The organism is Ewingella sp. S1.OA.A_B6 (genome assembly GCF_049889095.1).
GTDB lineage: Bacteria > Pseudomonadota > Gammaproteobacteria > Enterobacterales > Enterobacteriaceae > Ewingella.
In genome coordinates this window covers 21,300-38,270 of the sequence record NZ_JBLJFK010000001.1, presented here as the reverse complement: position 1 = coordinate 38,270, position 16,971 = coordinate 21,300, and the positions used below count along the sequence as shown (strand labels likewise).

Here is a 16,971-nt window from a genome sequence, read left to right as displayed (position 1 = left end):
CTATTTCCCGCTTGCCCGCCACTTTCAGATGAAACGGCTGAGAAACGTCTGCGTGCGCGGATGCTGCGGATTAACCAACACTTCATCCGCCGAGCCCTGCTCAACCACATAACCGCGATCCATAAACACCACCCGATCCGCCGCTTCTTTAGCGAAACCGATCTCATGCGTGACCACGATCATCGTCAACCCTTGCTGCGCAAGATCACGCATCGTCGTCAGTACTTCACCCACTAGCTCAGGGTCCAGCGCCGACGTGGGTTCATCAAACAGCATCAGCTTAGGTTTAACCGCCAGCGCACGTGCAATTGCCACGCGCTGCTGCTGCCCGCCGGAAAGATGGCGCGGATAAGCATTGGCTTTATCACTCAGCCCAACCTTTTCCAGCAGCTCACCGGCATACTTCTCTGCCGCCTGACGGCTCTGTTTATGCACACCAATCGGCGCTTCAACAATGTTCTGCAACACGGTCATGTGCGGGTAAAGATTAAACTGCTGGAATACCATACCAATATCGCGCCGCTGGCGGGCAATGGCCTTTTCCGGCAGCTTATGCAACCGGCTACCGCGCAGTGCGTAACCAATCTGTTCACCGCCCACCATGATCGAACCGCGATCGATATCTTCCAGATGATTAATACAGCGCAGAAACGTGGATTTCCCTGAGCCTGAAGGTCCGAGGATCACCACCACTTCGCTTGGCATGACATCCAGATCAATGCCCTTAAGCACTTCGTTGTCGCCATAGCTTTTATGCACATTACGCGCAACCACCAGAGGTGACGGCTGGTCGCTCTGCTGCTGACTCATAGATTATCCTTCTGGGCGACGCCCGGTTGCCTGACAATCGGGATAGTCTTCTCTTCAGCGGAAGTCTGACGGCGTTTAGTCGCGGATCCTGAACTGCGGGTACCACGTGAGTAATAGCGTTCGATGGCCGACTGGGCGACGTTCAGCACGGAGGTGATCAGCAAATACCAGATCACCGCCACCAGCAGCATCGGCACCACTTCGAAGGTGCGGTTGTAAATGGTTTGCACCGAGTACAGCAGGTCGCCCATGGCGATCACACTAACCAGCGAGGTCGCTTTTATCATGCTAATCAACTGATTGCCGGTCGGCGGTATAATCGCCCGCATAGCCTGTGGGATAATGATCCGACGCAGCGCCCGGCCACGGCTCATGCCGAATGCCTGCGCAGTTTCTGACTGGCCATTATCCACCGACAGCAGCCCGGCGCGGATAATCTCCGCCATATATGCCGCTTCGTTCAGCGCCAGACCCGCGATTGCCGCAGTCAATGGGGTGATCAGGTCGTTGGTATTCCAGCTCATGTACTCAGGGCCGAAAGGAATGCCCAGCACCACGCGCGGGAACAGTGTCGACATGTTGTACCAGAACAGCAGTTGGACCAGTAGCGGCGTTCCGCGAAAAAACCAGATGAACATGCCGGACAGGCGTCGCAGCAGCATACTTTGCGACAGCCGGGCAATCGCCAGCATCAACCCCAGCAATACACCCAGTATCATCGAAATCACGGTAAGGCCAAGCGTGACGCCCAGCCCCTTCATCACCGTGGCTTCGGTAAACCACTGCGCTACCACGTGCCATTCAAAATTCGGATTACGGGCGACGTTCCATATGACATCGGCGGCAATGAGCAGCACGACAATCCACGCCAGCCAGCGTCCGTAGCTGCGAGGCACATGGGAAAACTCCACGTTACGGCGCGTATCCGGCGTATAGCCATCCCTGACAGCAGGCGGGGAACTATACGTTTTGCCCGTCATTGAGGCTGCACCTTAGCCAGATTGATGCCCGGAGCGGCGATCATATTCTCTTCCAGACCCCATTTTTTCATGATGATGGCGTAAGTACCGTTATCAAACAGCTTCTGGTAACCCGCCAGAATCGCGTCACGCACGGCGGAATCTTTCGGCACCACGGTACCCTGGAAGATATCACCAAACCCGTTGGCTTTGCCGGTGCCCGTTAGCTCCAACTGACCGCCGGCTTTCTGTACGAAATAGGTCAACGGCGCCTGGGAGGAGAAGAAGGCATCGGAGCGGTTAGAGCGCACTGCTAAAATCGAGGTCGGTTGATCGGCGTAAGATTGAACATTAACCGCCGGTTTACTGCCTTTCACGCACAGATCCGACTGCTTGCGGATCACCTGCTCCGCCGATCCACCCGCCATCACCGCGATGCGCTTACCGCAGGTGTCTTCCAGTGAGTTGATCTTCTGTGGGTTGCCTTTATGCACGGCAAACACCACGAACTCTCTGACGAAATCGACGAAGTCATTTTTCGCCTGTCGATCCGGGTAATCACCAATCGGGCCGATCCCCATCTGATAACGCCCGGCCGCCATGCCGCTCAAAATACCGGATAAACCGCTGACCGAAGCATGCTTAATTTTCACCCCCAGCACGCCCGCCAGGGCATTGGCCAGATCGGCGCTGGCGCCGTCGAGGGAATTACTGCCAGTGACAATTTCATACGGCGGAAATGAGCCGTTATTTACCGACGTCATAAAGCCGGACTTTTGGATCTCAGCCGGTAATTTTGCGTGCAGCGCCGGGTCCATAGTTTGAACAGGGATAGCCACATTGTCAGCAGCCAAAACATGGGTGGAGAGTATTGAAAGTATCGCAGCCGTCAGTACCGCAGCCTGACGTAATTGTTTTGCCATCATCTCTATTTCCTCTGTTTAAAAGTCGGCCTGGATGTTGTGAAAAGAATAATGGGATCATTTTATTTTTGTTAACACCGTCCCTGGTGTTGATGACGCCCTATAAGTATTACACCGTCGGCTCCGGCGCTGATCCGGGGTGTTTACTGCAGCGCTCCCTGGTGTGGTTCGCGCTTTATCTCTATTGCCTCGCCAGCCGCTGAGGATCGGCTGGCGAAGTGATCAAAACTTGCCGCTGCGCAGTTGTGGAATATCAAAGCAGCGGTTTTCCAACACGGGCAATACTTTACGTGCATGTATAAGACGATCTTTGTCCAATTGAGCAAATATCAGAGCAGGTGCTTCGGCCGCACGGGCAATCGCCACGCCAAGCGGGTCAACGACCATGCTGTTACCGATATTGCGCTCGCCACACTCACCGACTGCCACCATATAAGTGGTGTTTTCCAGCGCACGGGCGGTCACCAGCACTTCCCAGTGCATCTCTTTAAGTGGGCCTTTCACCCAGGCGGCGGGCAACACCAAGACTTCGGCACCGTCGAGCACCAGACGGCGCGCCAATTCGGGGAAGCGCACGTCATAACAGGTCATGAGGCCGACGTTAAAACCCGCCACCTCAACCAGCGGCGGAACCTCTTTACCCGGCGTGACGTTTTTAGACTCTTGCGCTGAAAATGCGTCATACAAGTGCAGCTTGCGGTACTCAGAAATGATCTCGCCATTGCGAATTGAGATCAGCACATTCCATGCACGGCCATCGGGTGCAGGGGTGTGTACACTCATCATGGTGGTCATCTGATGACCAACGCTGGCTGCCAGTAACTGGCTGACAAATGGACCGTCGAGCGGCTGGGCGGCTTTCAATACCAAGTCAGGATCAGCGATATCCCGTGCCAGAATGCCTTCCGGCAACACCAGTAAATCGGCTCCAGCTTCTCGAGACGCGGCCATCAGCGAAAGACAAGTTTCGGCATTGGCTTGCCACTCTTTCGCAACGGCGAACTGCCCTAGTGCAACTTTCATGTTCATTCCTTAGGTTCAGTGGCTGGCAGACTCAGCGGCAAATTGCGGAAAAAGTTCTGCCGCGCTCAGGCGCCGGGCTATCAGGTTCTGCCGGTGTAACTCTTCGGCAAAATCTTCAATCATTTGTTTGTTGGCAACGTAACCGTTTGCGTTCCAGTCGGCAGGTAAGTCGATCACTGTGCGACGCAGATCGTCCAGCAACCACGGTGTGGTATCGGCATACTTGGCACGTTTATCCATCCAGACTTCATAAGAGCGTTCAATAATGTCGCTCAGCGCCTGAGGTAACCACGGGTGTGCTTCAGCCAGCGCGGGTTTAATCGCCAGCAGGTGAATCCCCGGCACGTAACCCACCTTATTAAAGTAGGCCAGTTCGGCCTGACGGAAATCGGGCTGAAACTGACGGAATCCGGAATCCGGTCTGAAAAAACCTTCCGGCATAAACGGCGTGAAGACGGCGTCTAGCCAGCCCTCTTGCAACAATTCCATCATCGGGCGCTCTTCGGGTACTGCTTCAATGCGCCCGGCGCGGCCAAAACCGGCCAGTCGGTCAACAATCGGATGATCGGCCGTCAGACGCCCCACGTACCAGTGAGCATCTTCAATCTCTACACCTTCGAGCGCTAGCAATGTGCGGGTCCAGGTGTTGCCGGAATCCTGCCAGCCCGTCAGCCCAATACGTTTGCCTGCCAATTGCGACAGCTCGGTTAATGGACTGTCGTCGCGAGTGATGATGCAGCGCTGACGAAAGCCTCGCATCAGGAAGTGCGGAATGGCCAGCAGATCGTTTTCCCCTTTGGCACGCCCCTGTGCATAACGGCTGAAGGAGACTTCGCCCGCGTCGTAACAATCGCTGGTGGCTAAATCGCCAACCAGAGTGCCGACACGGTCAATCTCAAGGTTGAAACCCTCAGGTTTCACATCACCCAACGCCAGCGGCGTAAAGTAATCCCAGTCACGAACAGCCAGTCTGATGGTGATTGCCACAGTCTTCCTCTTAATATATTTGCGGAATGAAATATCACAAAAACAACATCTCATTGACCATTAGCGATCATATTGACGCCAATGTGATTATTTTATCGCCTAATCAGGTTAAGTTTGATACTAATGCCATAATTTAATATGTACAATAGAATCTTTGTTACTGAACAAAAGGAACGAAATGAGTGATAGTTTGCTGGTAAAAACGCAGAATGCCGAGTGGTTCGCTGGCCATTTGCAAGACCGTTCAATACGCGGCATTGCGCTCGAAACGGCATCGATGATCCGCTCGGGCGTGATTGAGATTGGCACACATTTACCCGCAGTACGTGAACTGGCGCAGGCTCTGGGCGTCAGCCCGGCCACGGTGTCGGCTGCGTGGAGCCAGCTTCGCCGCCAGAAAGTCATTGCCGGGCGCGGCCGCAACGGCGTTTGGGTGTGCGGTGATACGCTTTCCCCTCGCCCGATGCGCTTTGAGAAAATCGGTAACTTCGGGGATCACATCATTGCCGATCTGGCGCTATCATCACCGGACCCGGCCCTGTTGCCCGATCTTAGCGCCGCGCTCCAGGCAGGCGCCTGCGCCGATAACCTCAACAGCTATCAGCGCGAGGCGATTGCGCCTGCGCTGCTGGAAGCCGTTAAACCCAGCTGGCCTTATAACGCCGAGGCTTTTATGGCAGCCGACGGCGGTTTTGACGCCATGAACCTGACGCTGCAAACCCTGCTGATGCAAGGCTCAGTGGTAGCTATTGAAGACCCGACCGCCACCCGCCTGCTGGATATGCTCGACAATCTGGGTGCGCAGGTTCTGCCGGTCAAATGTGATCAGTTCGGCCCCATTCCTGAATCATTACAGATGGCACTGGCGAAAAAACCTTCCGGCTTTATCTATCAACCGCGAACCCATTCTCACTGCGGCCACGCGCTGAATGCCGAACGTTATGCCGTGCTGGCGGAAATCCTCAGTGCCAGCAATACGCTGATCATTGAAGATGATGGCATCGGTCAGCTGTCGCGCGAAAAACCGATCAGCATGGGTAGCGTGCTACCACTGCGCACCATCCACGTTCGCTCGTATTCCAAAGCCTACGGGCCGGATCTGCGGCTGGCGGTGATCTCCAGTTCTGAAGATTTGATCAAACAGATCAAATCTTTCCGCAATTTCGGTGCCGGCTGGTCGAGCCGTATTTTGCAGCAAGCGCTGGCATACCTGATTAACGATGAAAAAACGCAGGAAGGAATTGAACACGCTAAGCGTGTTTATGCGAAGAGGCGCAAGGCGATGTCCGATGCGCTGAAAATACGCGGCGTAAATATCCCCCATCGGGACGGTCTCTCGATACTGATCCCAGTACCTTCTGAGCAGTTTGCCCTGGTCACTCTCGCTGCCAGAGGCATCGCCGTGCTGCCTGGTGAACGCAGCCGCACCGGGACCGGACAGTTTATTCGCATTAGTACATCTCAGCTCAAAACCGAACAGATTGATATTATCGCCGATGCCATTGTGCTGGCTCTTGGTTAAGATCATTAATCTCTGGCTGAGACGCTACAAATTATTGTCTCAGCCGTGTAAAATCATCCGACACGATGGAGATGACATTCCTCCGAAACCGCCTTTATCGGCTAATGATGTCTACGCAATCTCATTGAGAGGTTCGTAGCATGACGCCGGAACCTTTCTGAATAACCACTCAATCTTACGAAAGGCTTTTATGTTCAGCACATTACTTGCAGTATTTATTGGCGGCGGTTTGGGCAGCATTACCCGCTGGTATGTCAGTATCAAAATGAATGGCATGACGCCCGTTCTGCCTGTCGGAACCTTAACTGTCAATCTGGTCGGCGCGTTTATCATCGGCCTCGGCATTGCTATTTTCAACCGTCTTACCCACCTTGACCCAGTGTGGAAGCTGCTGCTGACCACCGGTTTTTGCGGCGGGCTGACCACCTTCTCCACCTTCTCGCTGGAAGTGGTATACATGTTGCAGGATGGTCGCTTTGCCGGTGCGCTGCTGAATATGTTCATGAACCTGGCCGGATCGCTGGCGATGACACTGCTGGCCTTTATGCTGGTCAGCTGGTTTTCCGCGCACTGAATTTAAATCATTACGATGCTTTTGTATGGCGGAAAGCATCGTAATTATCTTATTTTGTGAGATAAATCCGCCAGTCCCCGAGAATTTCGTCCTCATCTTAATGTTTCCTTCATTTTAGAACTTCATACTGACTGACATAAATCCTCACTGATCCAGAGCAAGCTATGTTCTCAATGCCAAAAACCTTTTATGAAATTCTACTGGTGTCGCTATGTATTCTTACCGCCGCCATTTTCCTGCACACTTATTTCATGGCCTGAACCCCTTGCCACTGCCCCGCTTAACAACAGTGCGCACTTTCTGAGTCTGCGCTGTTTTTAACGTTTACCTTCATCACTTGGCACTCTATACTTGAGAACGAACGTTCACACTCACTGTGCACGCCCAACCTCAGGTCATCCAAACTCAATGCATCATCCCCAAGAAAGTAAAGAACAGCGTATTAGCGCCCGACGGGATCAAATCATCGACGCATCGCGGGTTTGTTTTCGTAAACACGGGTTCCATGGTGCAGGCATGGCTGAAATAGCCAAAATGTCACGACTGAGCGTCGGGCAGATTTACCGTTATTTTGCCAATAAAGATGCCATTATTGAGGAGATCGTGCGACGTATCGTGTTTACAAAAATTCGTCTGATGACAGGCAACGTACACAACCTGCGCCAGATGGCCGAGAATCTTGCACACCGCCGTATTGGCAGCTTGCATGTAGAATACAAGCATAACGCCAGCCCTGATGGGATCCCGGAACAGACAGAAATAGACCATGCGCTGATGTTGGAAGTGGCAGCAGAAGCCACGCGCAACCCCATAGTGGAACAGATTTGGCGTGATGCAGAAAAACAGCTTTTTAATGAGGCCAAAGCCATGCTGGCAAAAGCCTATACCCATCTATCGGATGATGAATTAACCGCACGGGTCGAAATGCTGGCGGTTATTTGCGAAGGCTCGGCGTTCCGCCACCTGACTACCCTGCACGCAGATCCCATTAATCTTGATCTACTTTATGACAGGGTGTTTCGTCAACTGTTTGATCCTACAACGCTATCACCACAGACCTAACCCTCGTTTCCATCACAAAAACCAGCAGAAATGGACAAGTAATGAGTAATCACCTGACAGAAAAACGCCTGGGTTATGCCCTGGTTTTGGGTTCGCTCGCGGCGCTAGGCCCGCTGTGTACGGACCTCTATTTACCTGCGCTGCCCGAAATGGCGCTCGAACTTAATACCACCACCGCCGCCAGTCAGCTGAGTCTGACCGCCGGTCTGTTGGGTCTCGGTCTGGGGCAGTTGATTTTTGGCCCGCTGAGTGACAAATATGGCCGTATGCGCCCGCTGTTGTGGTCGCTGGCGCTGTTGTTGGTGGCTTCCGTGGGCTGCGCCGTCGCGCAAACCATTGACCAACTGATTGTGGCCCGTCTGCTACAGGGCGTAGCGGGTGCAGGCGGCGCGGTGCTGTCGCGCGCCGTGGCCCGTGACTTATATAACGGCCACGAGCTGACGCGATTTTTTGCGCTGTTGATGCTGGTCAACGGACTGGCGCCGATTGTCGCGCCGGTTCTGGGCGGTGGCTTGCTGAACTTTATGAGCTGGCGGGGCATTTTTGGCGCACTGGCGATCGTTTCCATTCTGCTTTTTTGCTTCTCCTCGCTGAAACTGCACGAAACGCTCCCCACAGAACGGCGCTCACAAGGCGGTGTGATGGTGATGGTGCGTTCGATTGGCAGACTGATGAAAGACCGACAATTTATGGGCCTGTGTTTAACTCAGGGCTTTACGATGGCGGGTATGTTCGCCTATATCGGCGCATCACCTTTTGTTTTGCAGCAAATCTATAGTCTCAGCCCGCAGATGTTCAGTCTGTGCTTTGCCGCCAATGGCTTTGGCCTGGTGATTGCCGCGCAGGTCTCAACGCGCCTGAGCCACAAGTTGGGTGAACTGACTCTGGTTAAAATCGGCCTGTGTGTCGCCGCCGCCGGTTCCGTTTCACTGGTCATCGCGGCCAGTCTGCACGCTCCGCTGATGGTGCTGATGATACCGCTGTTCTTCTCGGTCATTACTATCGGGATTGTCGGTCCGAATGCGGGCTCACTGGCGATGCAAAGCCAGGGAAAGAATGCGGGCAGCGCGTCGGCACTGATTGGGGTGTGTATGTTCGCGCTGGGATCGATTAGCGTCCCGATCAGCGGGCTGGGCGGCACGTCGGCGTTATCAATGGGGCTAACGATCCTCGGCTGTTACGCGATCGCCATTACGCTGTTTGTGACACTGGTGCGTAAAGTGACTGCTGCTGTGTAACCACACAACTGAAAAAAAGCCAAAAAAAACCCGCATCAGCGGGTTTTTTCAAAATTTGGCTAGCGTTAAATAGGTTTAACGTCAGCAGCCGATGGACCTTTAGCGCCCTGTGTGATTTCGAATTCAACACGTTGGCCTTCAGCGAGGGTTTTAAAACCGTTGCTGGCAATAGCAGAGAAATGAACGAAAACATCTTTGCTACCATCTTCAGGGGTAATGAAACCAAAACCTTTAGATTCATTGAACCACTTAACGCTACCTGTAATCTTAGACATCAAACTTACCTTTACGTGAATGAACGACACAAAACGTGTGTCAATTACAGTACAGCAACAGATCTGGCTTTTGTCCAGAAGTCAGATTGCAATAAGCGATAAACCTCTCACTCTGGCAGCTTGTACGATAATTCCTACTGTCAAAACGCCTTCACAAACCATAAAAAGTCAGAAAAAGGAGTCGTCGTCATTACTGTAATCATCTGAGCTGCCGTCGTCAGCGCCAAAACCAAAGCCTGCACTATCATTATTATCGCTCATTGAGGCGTCCTGCCAGTCCGGCTGACCGCTGTCGAAATTTTGCTGTTGGAAATCATTATTATCGAGGGCGCTGGTGTCGTTCGGATCCAGATTCTGCACCGGTGGCTCCTGGATGATATTTACAATTTCCTGCGGCTGAGTCTGATGGAACATGCCGGTCAGCATCTCGGCCAGCACCACGCCACCGGCCACACCGGCGGCAGTGCGCAAGGCGCTACCGAGGAAACCTGGCTGCTGAGGCGCGGCCTGCTGGGGTGCTGCCTGTTGCTGGTAAGGCTGTTGCTGTTGCGGCGCATTGCGGTTATCCCAACCGCTAGTACCGGGGATAGGCTGGCTGCCAGAATGACTTTGTCCTGCGGCCTGCGGCTGACTTTGCGCCGATGAGCCACCGCCAAATAGCCCGGCCAGGAATCCACTGCTTGGCGGACGTACGGATTTGGCCTGCTCCTGCAACTGCTGAATTTGTTGCTGCTGCGCCTGAACCTGCTGATTCAACTTGGTCAGGGCGGCCTCCTGAATAATCATCGCCTGCGCCATATAATAAGGCGCTGAAGGCTGCTTACTGATGCAAGCCTGAATCACACGTTCTGCTTCGGCATCGCGCGGTGCCGTAACGGACTCAGCCTGTTGCAGACGGCTAAAAAGACCTTCGATTAAACGCTGTTCTTCGGATTGCATAAATTCACCTTGTCGATGTGTGTTGCTCCCCCTTCGCGTTATCAAAAACGCATAGCAGAAAGAGGAAATCTATCGATCACACTAAACCAAATAGTTACCGGGATGAATTAACCGAGTGTCAACAAATGTGATCTCTGCAAATAACCGGAGCTGGCGGATTTCGGGAAGAGGCTCGGTGAGGGGGAAACTCTGTCTGCCAGCGAGGCAGACAGAGTGCATCATTGGGCCGTTACTTAGCTTCTGACCAGCCGAGAATGAACGCAGTGTCCGGTAGATTGGTGTAGTTCCGCACCAGATCGTGGTAAGTCTTGGCGGGGTCCAGATCCTTAAACTGCTGCGGATAGATAAACTTCGCCAGATATTCCATGCCCACAATATTGTACGGATGGTTGTAGAACTGATGGTAAATGCCATAAGCGCGCTTGTCGGTCACGGCCGAGATCTGCGCGATACCGTTACGGGCCAGCAGTGCCTGACCTTCACGATCGACGCTGGCCTGGTTGGCACCGTAGCCCAGCGGCAGAATATGGGACACACTGCCATTACTCGGGCGCGCCGAGCCGGTCATGATGTAAGCATCAGGCTTCATGCTGATCACTTTTTCCAACGACACGTCACCAGAAGCTCCCGGCAACAGGTCGGTGCCGATATTGTCAGCGCCTACCGCCTGAACTAATTTTCCCCAACCGGAGTCGCCATGGGTAAAACAGCAGGAGTCAGAACGTCCGGCGATGGCTTCAATAAATACCTTAGGTTTCGGCGTCACCGACGCCACTACCTGCCGAATATGCTGATAGTGTTGATTGTAGAAGGTACTGTAAGCGCGGGCGTTATCTTCCTGGTTCAGCACTTTACCCAGCAGTTCAATACTCGGCGCGGTATTTTTCGCCGGATCACGTTCGTAATCCACGAACAGAACCGGGATCTTCAGCGCGCTGAGTTTGTCGAGAACACCCGCCTCTTTCAGCGAATCTTTTGCCCGTAGTTGCGCCACCATCAGGTCGGGTTGTTGGGCGATCACCGTTTCGAGATCAACCTGTCCTTTGTCACTGAACCCCATATCCAGAATTTTAGCAGAATCCGGCCACTTGCTTTTCAACATGTCCCAGGTACCACTGTCGGTCTTCTTCAGCAGATTGTTCCACGCGACTACGTGCTGGAACGGGTTAGCCTTATCAAGCACCGCCAGCGAAAGAATATCGCGGCCATCCTGCAAAATAATGCGCTGTGGCGCTTTGGTGAACGTCAGTTTCTGGCCATCAAGGTCGGTGACAGTCAGCGGATAGGTGGTGGCGAAACTGGTAAAAGAGGCGGCCATCAGGCCTGCAACAGAGAGTACACGAGCGGTATTCTTTAACATGTTTGTATCCGGAAATGAGAATTAAAAAGAAATGATTTTGATAACCATTATCAAATAATGCCGGAATCATAAACAATCCTCGAACGGCAGGGCAATACTTTTAAGACGTAAAATCTTGATAAAACATGTCTAAATATAAACATCCGCACTTTAACCGCAGAAATAAAAAAGTCCGGCCATCGTTGACCGGACTTTTTCAGCACTTCTATACAGCCAGACGTTTAACGGGAGCTTCGCCCGGTGAAGCGCAGCAGGAACTGGCTGACCATGGCGCGTTTGAATGCTGACTGCGCTTTATCCGCCGCCGCACTGTGACCGCCCTCGGTATTCTCATAGAACCAAACCTCCGGTATGCCCAGCGCCTGCATTTTAGCCGCCATTTTACGCGCATGTCCCGGCCCTACCCGATCATCACTGGTGGCAGTGGTGAACAGCACCGGCGGATATTTTTTGGTTGCATCAATATTGTAATACGGCGAAAAAGCACGAATAAACGCCCACTCGTCAGGCTTCTGCGGGTCACCATATTCAGCAATCCACGAGGCACCGGCCGAAATTTGCGTATAGCGCTGCATGTCCAGCAGAGGGACTTCGCAGACAATTGCGCCGAATAACTCAGGATACAGCGTCAGCATATTGCCGACCAGCAGCCCTCCGTTGCTCCCGCCCTGCGCGGCCAGATGTTGCGCAGAAGTGATGTTGCTGGCCACCAGTGCTTTGGCGACCGCGGCAAAATCTTCATAGGCGCGCAGGCGATTTTCTTTCAGCGCTGCCTGATGCCAGCGTGGGCCATATTCCCCGCCACCGCGAATATTGGCGAGAACAAACACCCCACCGCGATCCAACCAGGCCGTGCCGCTGACGCCGAGATAATAAGGTTCGAGTGAAACGTCAAAACCGCCGTACCCGTACAACAGCGTCGGGTTCTGACCGTCCAACACCACCTCTTTTTTCGCCACCAAAAAATAAGGCACGCGCGTTCCATCGTCGGATTGTGCAAAATGCTGGCTCACCGCATACCCTGAGGCGTCAAAATGCGCCGGATCCTGTTTGAGGATTTCAGGCGGATCCTTGCGGTCAAGATTGCCGAGGTAGAGCGTGGTCGGCTGCAGAAAACTACTCACCGTCATCATGTAATCATTACTGTCGTCATCGACACCGTTGGCGCTGATATCACTCATCGCAGGCGCATTGCCGAAAGGCTCACGCAGCCAGTCACCGGTTTGAGGCGTCAAAATTTCCAGACGGTTCACCACATCTTCGGAAACGCTGAGGATCAAGTAGTCCCGGGTCATCGAGAAGCCACTCAGCGCCGTCGTCTCGCCGGGCATAAACAGCATCGTCATATGACGATCACCCGCCATAAAGTCATCAAATTTTATCGCCAGCAACGAACCTGAAGGAAAGCTCTGTCCGTCGATACCCCACGGGCTGACCGGCTGAACCAATAGCCATTCGCGCCACAAGCCAGACTTTGCATCCTGAGGTAAATCAACTTTATGGTGAGTGTTCTGCGCATCGAGCAGAAAGGTTTCACGGCGATAAAAATCGATCACACGGACAACGAAGTTACGCTTATAGCCCTGAGAATCACTGTGATAACCCACCACCATCATATCGTCATGTTCAGCACTGAACTGAGTTTGTGCCGCACTCAGCGGCGTGCCGCGTTGCCAAATTTTGGTGATACGCGGGTAGCCAGAAGTCGTCATCGAGCCGGCACCAAAATAGGTGGAAACAAACACACGATCGCAGTCTATCCAGCACACACGACTTTTAGCCGCAGGCAGAGTGAAGCCGTCGGTGACGAAACTCAGCGTTTGCAGGTCAAATTCACGGATAGCCGACGCATCACCGCCGTCAGGAGAAAGGTGTAGCAGCGCGCGCCGGTAGTCAGGTTTGAGTGCCTGAATACCGTGATAAACCCACTCTTGCTGCTCGGCTTTACCGAGCGCGTCGATATCCAGTACGGTTTCCCATGCCGGTTCGGCCTTACGGTATTCATCAAGCGTGGTGCGGCGCAGCAGGCCACGCGGGTTTTTTTCATCTTGCCAGAAGTTGTACCACTGGTTTCCACACTTATGGATACCCGGGATCTGCGCCGGTGAATTCAGGCCGGTAAGCACTTGCTGGCGAACGCGTTCGAAATCGTCACCGGTAGCGAACTGACTCACTGTCCGGCCATTCTGCTGCTGCGCCCACTCGAGTGCGGACTGTTCGCGGATACCTTCAAGCCAGATAAAGGGGTCCTGTTTGTCTGCGCTCTGTTCAGGTAACGCGTTATTTTCAGACGACATAATGGATGCTCCTGCGGGTCTAAAAAGTAAGAAGGTGAAGTTTACTGCTGACGGTTTATTGCAACAGAATGCCCTGAATCAGACTGGCTTTCACTACTGTCACTTGCGGTATTTTCAGTGCCTGCAGGCAAGCGGCTGAGTAAGGGTTGGTTTCTCTTCCTGCTGTTGCGGGTTCTCCTGCAACAGCAGCTGTTTCTCATAGGCTTTAAAGAACGGATAGTAAATTACCGACGAAATGGCGATTAAAATCAGTACCAGCAATGCAGCACGTAAATCCCCATAGGTTTCAGAAACCGGTTACGGTTTTGTGATTGGCTTCATAAATAAAAGTATTACACAGGGAAATGGGGGGAATGATGAGGGAATGAGGGCTAAAGGAATTTGGCTATCCAGGAAATCATTCGAATCTATTAGGGGAAGTGATCACACAGCCCACCAGCACTGAATGTGCAGTAGGCCGCGGTCGCGCTCAGCTCATTAAATTCAGCCTTTGGTCACTGAGACAATATCTTTGATCTGGCTAAAGTTGGAATCACCGTGATTGGTTTTGACTGTCGGGTAAACGCGCTCCCCTTTTTTTACAAAGCCTGTTACCACGTGGGTAGAACCGCTCTTTACAGTAAGAGTATCGCCAACACTGATCGAACTTTCGATTTCGCTCATAACAATCCTTAATACTTACAATTGCTTAACTTCAGGGTACCCAATTAATACCTATAAAGAGTAGGCCTTTATCTCAGACATAACCAGCGGCATCGCCTTGTTGGTCCTTTTCGCTCACCGCGTAATCACTCATCTCGGAAAATTCCTGAACGCATCACCCTAAGTCAAATTATAATAAGTTGTGCTTGAACATGTAATACCTGAAGTTATTATGAGTGTGCGATTACTTATTCCCCTATAGGTCGTTGCATCTCATTGGACTATCCCCTTGTAAGGTATTACGCATCCCGCCCTCCTTGGGCGGGATTTTTTTATCTATCATTTGCCGGGCTTTAGCCTTCGTTGACCCACACGCGCATCTCCCCTTCCCCACGGTTCGCCCAACTGAAATAGGGAACAAACGTCAGGGTTTGTGGCAGCATCTGCGCATGAGGAGGGTTAAAACTGTAGAGCGGCTGCTGCAAGGCTTGGGTAGAATTCACCCTCGTTCCTTGCGTTTGCAACAGGGTTTTTCCTGTGAACAAACCGCTGCCGGCAATCAACTTGAACGACGCATCATCAGGCAGTTGCAGATTGTGCAGTTCACTGCCGTTATCTGCCTGTTCGAGACAATAGACCAACGGTCCTCGTTGAATGGCCACTTTGCCAGCGACGTGGCGCAGCAGCGGATTCCCTTTAACGCGCGTCACTGGCATTGGAAGCGTAAGTTGTAAAACATCGCCGTTCTGCCAGTGGCGAGTCAGGCGCACGTAACCACGCTGCATCTGGTCGCGAAGTTCCTGCGGCTCACCATTAACTAACAGCTGTGGGCTGGCACACCAGTCCGGCAGACGCAGGGCCAGCGTCGCCTCCACCGAGTTCGCCGTTTCCAACTCGATCTTCACGGTGTCTTGCCACGGATAACCCCCGCTCTGTTTGAGCCGCAAGACTTCCCCGCCCACCTCAATCTCCACGTCACTGCCGATGTACAGATTGATATCTACGCCGTCATCACGGCGGGTATAAATATAACTGCCAAGCGAAGCCAGTAGCCGCGCGATATTTGGAGGACAACAGGCACAGCCGAACCAACGCTGACGTACCGGTTTAACATGATCATAAATATGGTTGAACTGAATACTTTTTGGATGCACTTCCAGCGGATTAACGTAGAAGAAGTGCTTACCGTCAAGCGCCATTCCAGCCAGCACGGTGTTATACAGTGCGCGTTCCATCACGTCGCCATAACGGCTGTCAGCCTCCAACTGCAACATCCGGTTGGCAAACATCATCAGACCGATGGACGCGCAGGTTTCGGTATACGCCGTGTCGTTCGGCAGATCGTAATCACAACTGAACGCCTCGCCGCTGCTTTGTGAACCGATAGACCCGGTGATGTACATCTGCCGTTGGGTCATGTTTTCCCATAGCCGCTGACAGACGTCGCGCTTTTCCTGATCCTGACTGAGACGTGCCAGATGTGCCACGCCAGCATACAAATAGACGAATCGCACCGCATGGCCGATAGCAGTTTTCTGTAACGCGACCGGCAAATGCGCCTGACTGTAGGCTTTGTCTTTGACCATCCAGGCGGGCCCGTGAATATTCCAGTGCGAGGTGCGCCCACGCTTTTCATACTCAAGATCGTAAAAATGGGGCTGAGTACCACGCTGCTCGACGAAATAACGGGTCAGATCAAGATAACGCCGCTCGCCGGTCGCTTCATACAACCGCATCAGTGCCAACTCAATTTCCGGGTGACCAGGATAGCCTTGAATCTGTCCATTTTCCGGCCCGAACACCTGTGCGATATGGTCAGCCAGTTTACAGACGACCTCCAGCAGACGGTTTTTCCCGGTGGCCTGTGCATAGGCCACGCCCGCCTCAATCAGATGCCCGGCACAGTACAACTCATGGCATTCCGCCAAATTGCTCCAGCGTAGTTCGGGCGCTTTAACGGTGAAATAGGTATTCAGGTAACCGTCGGGCTGCTGAACGGCGGCAACCAGCTCAATCACCTGATCAGCCGTCTCTTCCAGCGTAGCATCGGTTTTTTTCACCAGCAGATAAGCCACGGCTTCCAGCCATTTCGCCACGTCACTGTCCTGAAATACCATGCCGTAAAATTCACCGTCACTCTGCCCAGCAGCGATGCGGAAATTTTCAATTGCATGGCTGGGTTCGGCTTCCGCCACCTGATCATTGAGCGCCAGCCACTGATATGGCACCACCACCTCCTTCACCAGACGCTGATACTCGAGCCAAAATGCATCGGTTATCTGGACTTTATCCAGCGGGACCTCAAGGCAATCAATAGGATGAAAAGACATGCAATCTCCTGAATTTGTGTCGTTAAACAA

17 protein-coding genes and 1 riboswitch are annotated in these 16,971 nt (G+C 52.9%); of the genes, 5 read left to right on the top strand and 12 right to left on the bottom strand.

What is annotated here, in order from left to right; all coding sequences use genetic code 11:
- Positions 1–24: 24 nt before the first annotated feature.
- The 3 genes from ACMV8I_RS00200 to ACMV8I_RS00190 are packed head-to-tail and all read right to left on the bottom strand — an operon-like array spanning position 25 to position 2,695.
- Positions 25–810 carry an amino acid ABC transporter ATP-binding protein gene (locus ACMV8I_RS00200; RefSeq protein WP_498863238.1) on the bottom strand — a complete coding sequence of 262 codons (786 nt, stop codon included), beginning with the start codon at positions 808–810 and terminating at the stop codon, positions 25–27.
- A complete protein-coding gene (locus ACMV8I_RS00195) occupies positions 807–1,790 on the bottom strand; it encodes an amino acid ABC transporter permease (RefSeq protein WP_498863237.1) in 984 nt (327 codons plus the stop codon). The genes ACMV8I_RS00200 and ACMV8I_RS00195 overlap by 4 nt, the downstream gene beginning before the upstream one ends.
- A complete protein-coding gene (locus ACMV8I_RS00190; protein WP_498863236.1) occupies positions 1,787–2,695 on the bottom strand; it encodes an ABC transporter substrate-binding protein in 909 nt (302 codons plus the stop codon). The genes ACMV8I_RS00195 and ACMV8I_RS00190 overlap by 4 nt, the downstream gene beginning before the upstream one ends.
- Before the next feature lie 65 nt (positions 2,696–2,760).
- Here ACMV8I_RS00190 and ACMV8I_RS00185 point away from each other — a divergent pair, with 65 nt between their 5' ends.
- Positions 2,761–2,895: a hypothetical protein gene (locus ACMV8I_RS00185; protein ID WP_498863235.1), complete on the top strand. Its 135-nt coding sequence runs from the start codon at positions 2,761–2,763 to the stop codon at positions 2,893–2,895.
- A 19-nt stretch (positions 2,896–2,914) separates the two neighbouring features.
- On the opposite strand, the gene ACMV8I_RS00180 is transcribed toward ACMV8I_RS00185, so the two are convergent.
- The gene (locus ACMV8I_RS00180; RefSeq protein ID WP_498863234.1) at positions 2,915–3,715 is read right to left on the bottom strand and encodes a deaminated glutathione amidase; all 801 of its coding nucleotides are present in this window, start codon (positions 3,713–3,715) and stop codon (positions 2,915–2,917) included.
- Between the two features lie 15 nt (positions 3,716–3,730).
- Complete coding sequence (locus tag ACMV8I_RS00175; protein ID WP_498863233.1) at positions 3,731–4,702, bottom strand: substrate-binding domain-containing protein; 972 nt, start codon at positions 4,700–4,702, stop codon at positions 3,731–3,733.
- A gap of 178 nt (positions 4,703–4,880) precedes the next feature.
- On the opposite strand from ACMV8I_RS00175, the gene ACMV8I_RS00170 reads away from it, so the two are divergent.
- From ACMV8I_RS00170 to ACMV8I_RS00155, 4 genes are all read left to right on the top strand, one after another.
- Positions 4,881–6,224 (top strand): aminotransferase class I/II-fold pyridoxal phosphate-dependent enzyme, encoded by a 1,344-nt coding sequence (locus ACMV8I_RS00170; RefSeq protein ID WP_498863232.1) that lies wholly within the window; start codon positions 4,881–4,883, stop codon positions 6,222–6,224.
- Between the two features lie 58 nt (positions 6,225–6,282).
- Positions 6,283–6,345, top strand: a riboswitch (Fluoride riboswitch).
- A gap of 69 nt (positions 6,346–6,414) precedes the next feature.
- Positions 6,415–6,798: a fluoride efflux transporter CrcB gene (crcB, locus tag ACMV8I_RS00165; RefSeq protein WP_498863231.1), complete on the top strand. Its 384-nt coding sequence runs from the start codon at positions 6,415–6,417 to the stop codon at positions 6,796–6,798.
- 408 nt (positions 6,799–7,206) lie between these two features.
- Positions 7,207–7,860, top strand: a complete 654-nt coding sequence (locus ACMV8I_RS00160) for a TetR/AcrR family transcriptional regulator (protein WP_498863230.1) — start codon at positions 7,207–7,209, stop codon at positions 7,858–7,860.
- Positions 7,861–7,901: 41 nt separating this feature from the next.
- A complete protein-coding gene (locus ACMV8I_RS00155; RefSeq protein WP_498863229.1) occupies positions 7,902–9,098 on the top strand; it encodes a multidrug effflux MFS transporter in 1,197 nt (398 codons plus the stop codon).
- Positions 9,099–9,163: 65 nt separating this feature from the next.
- On the opposite strand, the gene cspE is transcribed toward ACMV8I_RS00155, so the two are convergent.
- From cspE to ACMV8I_RS00120, 7 genes are all read right to left on the bottom strand, one after another.
- Complete coding sequence (gene cspE, locus ACMV8I_RS00150; RefSeq protein ID WP_140470542.1) at positions 9,164–9,373, bottom strand: transcription antiterminator/RNA stability regulator CspE; 210 nt, start codon at positions 9,371–9,373, stop codon at positions 9,164–9,166.
- Positions 9,374–9,541: 168 nt separating this feature from the next.
- Positions 9,542–10,312, bottom strand: coding sequence for a DUF2076 domain-containing protein (locus ACMV8I_RS00145; protein WP_498863228.1), 771 nt, complete (start codon positions 10,310–10,312; stop codon positions 9,542–9,544).
- 229 nt (positions 10,313–10,541) lie between these two features.
- Positions 10,542–11,672 (bottom strand): ABC transporter substrate-binding protein, encoded by a 1,131-nt coding sequence (locus tag ACMV8I_RS00140; RefSeq protein ID WP_498863227.1) that lies wholly within the window; start codon positions 11,670–11,672, stop codon positions 10,542–10,544.
- A gap of 221 nt (positions 11,673–11,893) precedes the next feature.
- Positions 11,894–13,969, bottom strand: coding sequence for a prolyl oligopeptidase family serine peptidase (locus ACMV8I_RS00135; RefSeq protein ID WP_498863226.1), 2,076 nt, complete (start codon positions 13,967–13,969; stop codon positions 11,894–11,896).
- Between the two features lie 114 nt (positions 13,970–14,083).
- Positions 14,084–14,230: a hypothetical protein gene (locus ACMV8I_RS00130; protein ID WP_498863225.1), complete on the bottom strand. Its 147-nt coding sequence runs from the start codon at positions 14,228–14,230 to the stop codon at positions 14,084–14,086.
- A gap of 222 nt (positions 14,231–14,452) precedes the next feature.
- Positions 14,453–14,632 carry a hypothetical protein gene (locus ACMV8I_RS00125; RefSeq protein ID WP_498863224.1) on the bottom strand — a complete coding sequence of 60 codons (180 nt, stop codon included), beginning with the start codon at positions 14,630–14,632 and terminating at the stop codon, positions 14,453–14,455.
- Positions 14,633–14,964: 332 nt separating this feature from the next.
- Positions 14,965–16,926 (bottom strand): glycoside hydrolase family 127 protein, encoded by a 1,962-nt coding sequence (locus ACMV8I_RS00120; RefSeq protein WP_498864676.1) that lies wholly within the window; start codon positions 16,924–16,926, stop codon positions 14,965–14,967.
- Positions 16,927–16,971 lie beyond the last annotated feature (45 nt).

Coding starts and splice junctions, on each gene's coding strand:
- ACMV8I_RS00200 (WP_498863238.1), bottom strand. CDS start 810: ATGAGTCAGCAGCAGAGCGACCAGCCGTCACCTCTGGTGGTTGCGCGT.
- ACMV8I_RS00195 (WP_498863237.1), bottom strand. CDS start 1,790: ATGACGGGCAAAACGTATAGTTCCCCGCCTGCTGTCAGGGATGGCTAT.
- ACMV8I_RS00190 (WP_498863236.1), bottom strand. CDS start 2,695: ATGATGGCAAAACAATTACGTCAGGCTGCGGTACTGACGGCTGCGATA.
- ACMV8I_RS00180 (WP_498863234.1), bottom strand. CDS start 3,715: ATGAAAGTTGCACTAGGGCAGTTCGCCGTTGCGAAAGAGTGGCAAGCC.
- ACMV8I_RS00170 (WP_498863232.1), top strand. CDS start 4,881: ATGAGTGATAGTTTGCTGGTAAAAACGCAGAATGCCGAGTGGTTCGCT.
- crcB (WP_498863231.1), top strand. CDS start 6,415: ATGTTCAGCACATTACTTGCAGTATTTATTGGCGGCGGTTTGGGCAGC.
- ACMV8I_RS00160 (WP_498863230.1), top strand. CDS start 7,207: ATGCATCATCCCCAAGAAAGTAAAGAACAGCGTATTAGCGCCCGACGG.
- ACMV8I_RS00155 (WP_498863229.1), top strand. CDS start 7,902: ATGAGTAATCACCTGACAGAAAAACGCCTGGGTTATGCCCTGGTTTTG.
- cspE (WP_140470542.1), bottom strand. CDS start 9,373: ATGTCTAAGATTACAGGTAGCGTTAAGTGGTTCAATGAATCTAAAGGT.
- ACMV8I_RS00145 (WP_498863228.1), bottom strand. CDS start 10,312: ATGCAATCCGAAGAACAGCGTTTAATCGAAGGTCTTTTTAGCCGTCTG.
- ACMV8I_RS00140 (WP_498863227.1), bottom strand. CDS start 11,672: ATGTTAAAGAATACCGCTCGTGTACTCTCTGTTGCAGGCCTGATGGCC.
- ACMV8I_RS00135 (WP_498863226.1), bottom strand. CDS start 13,969: ATGTCGTCTGAAAATAACGCGTTACCTGAACAGAGCGCAGACAAACAG.
- ACMV8I_RS00125 (WP_498863224.1), bottom strand. CDS start 14,632: ATGAGCGAAATCGAAAGTTCGATCAGTGTTGGCGATACTCTTACTGTA.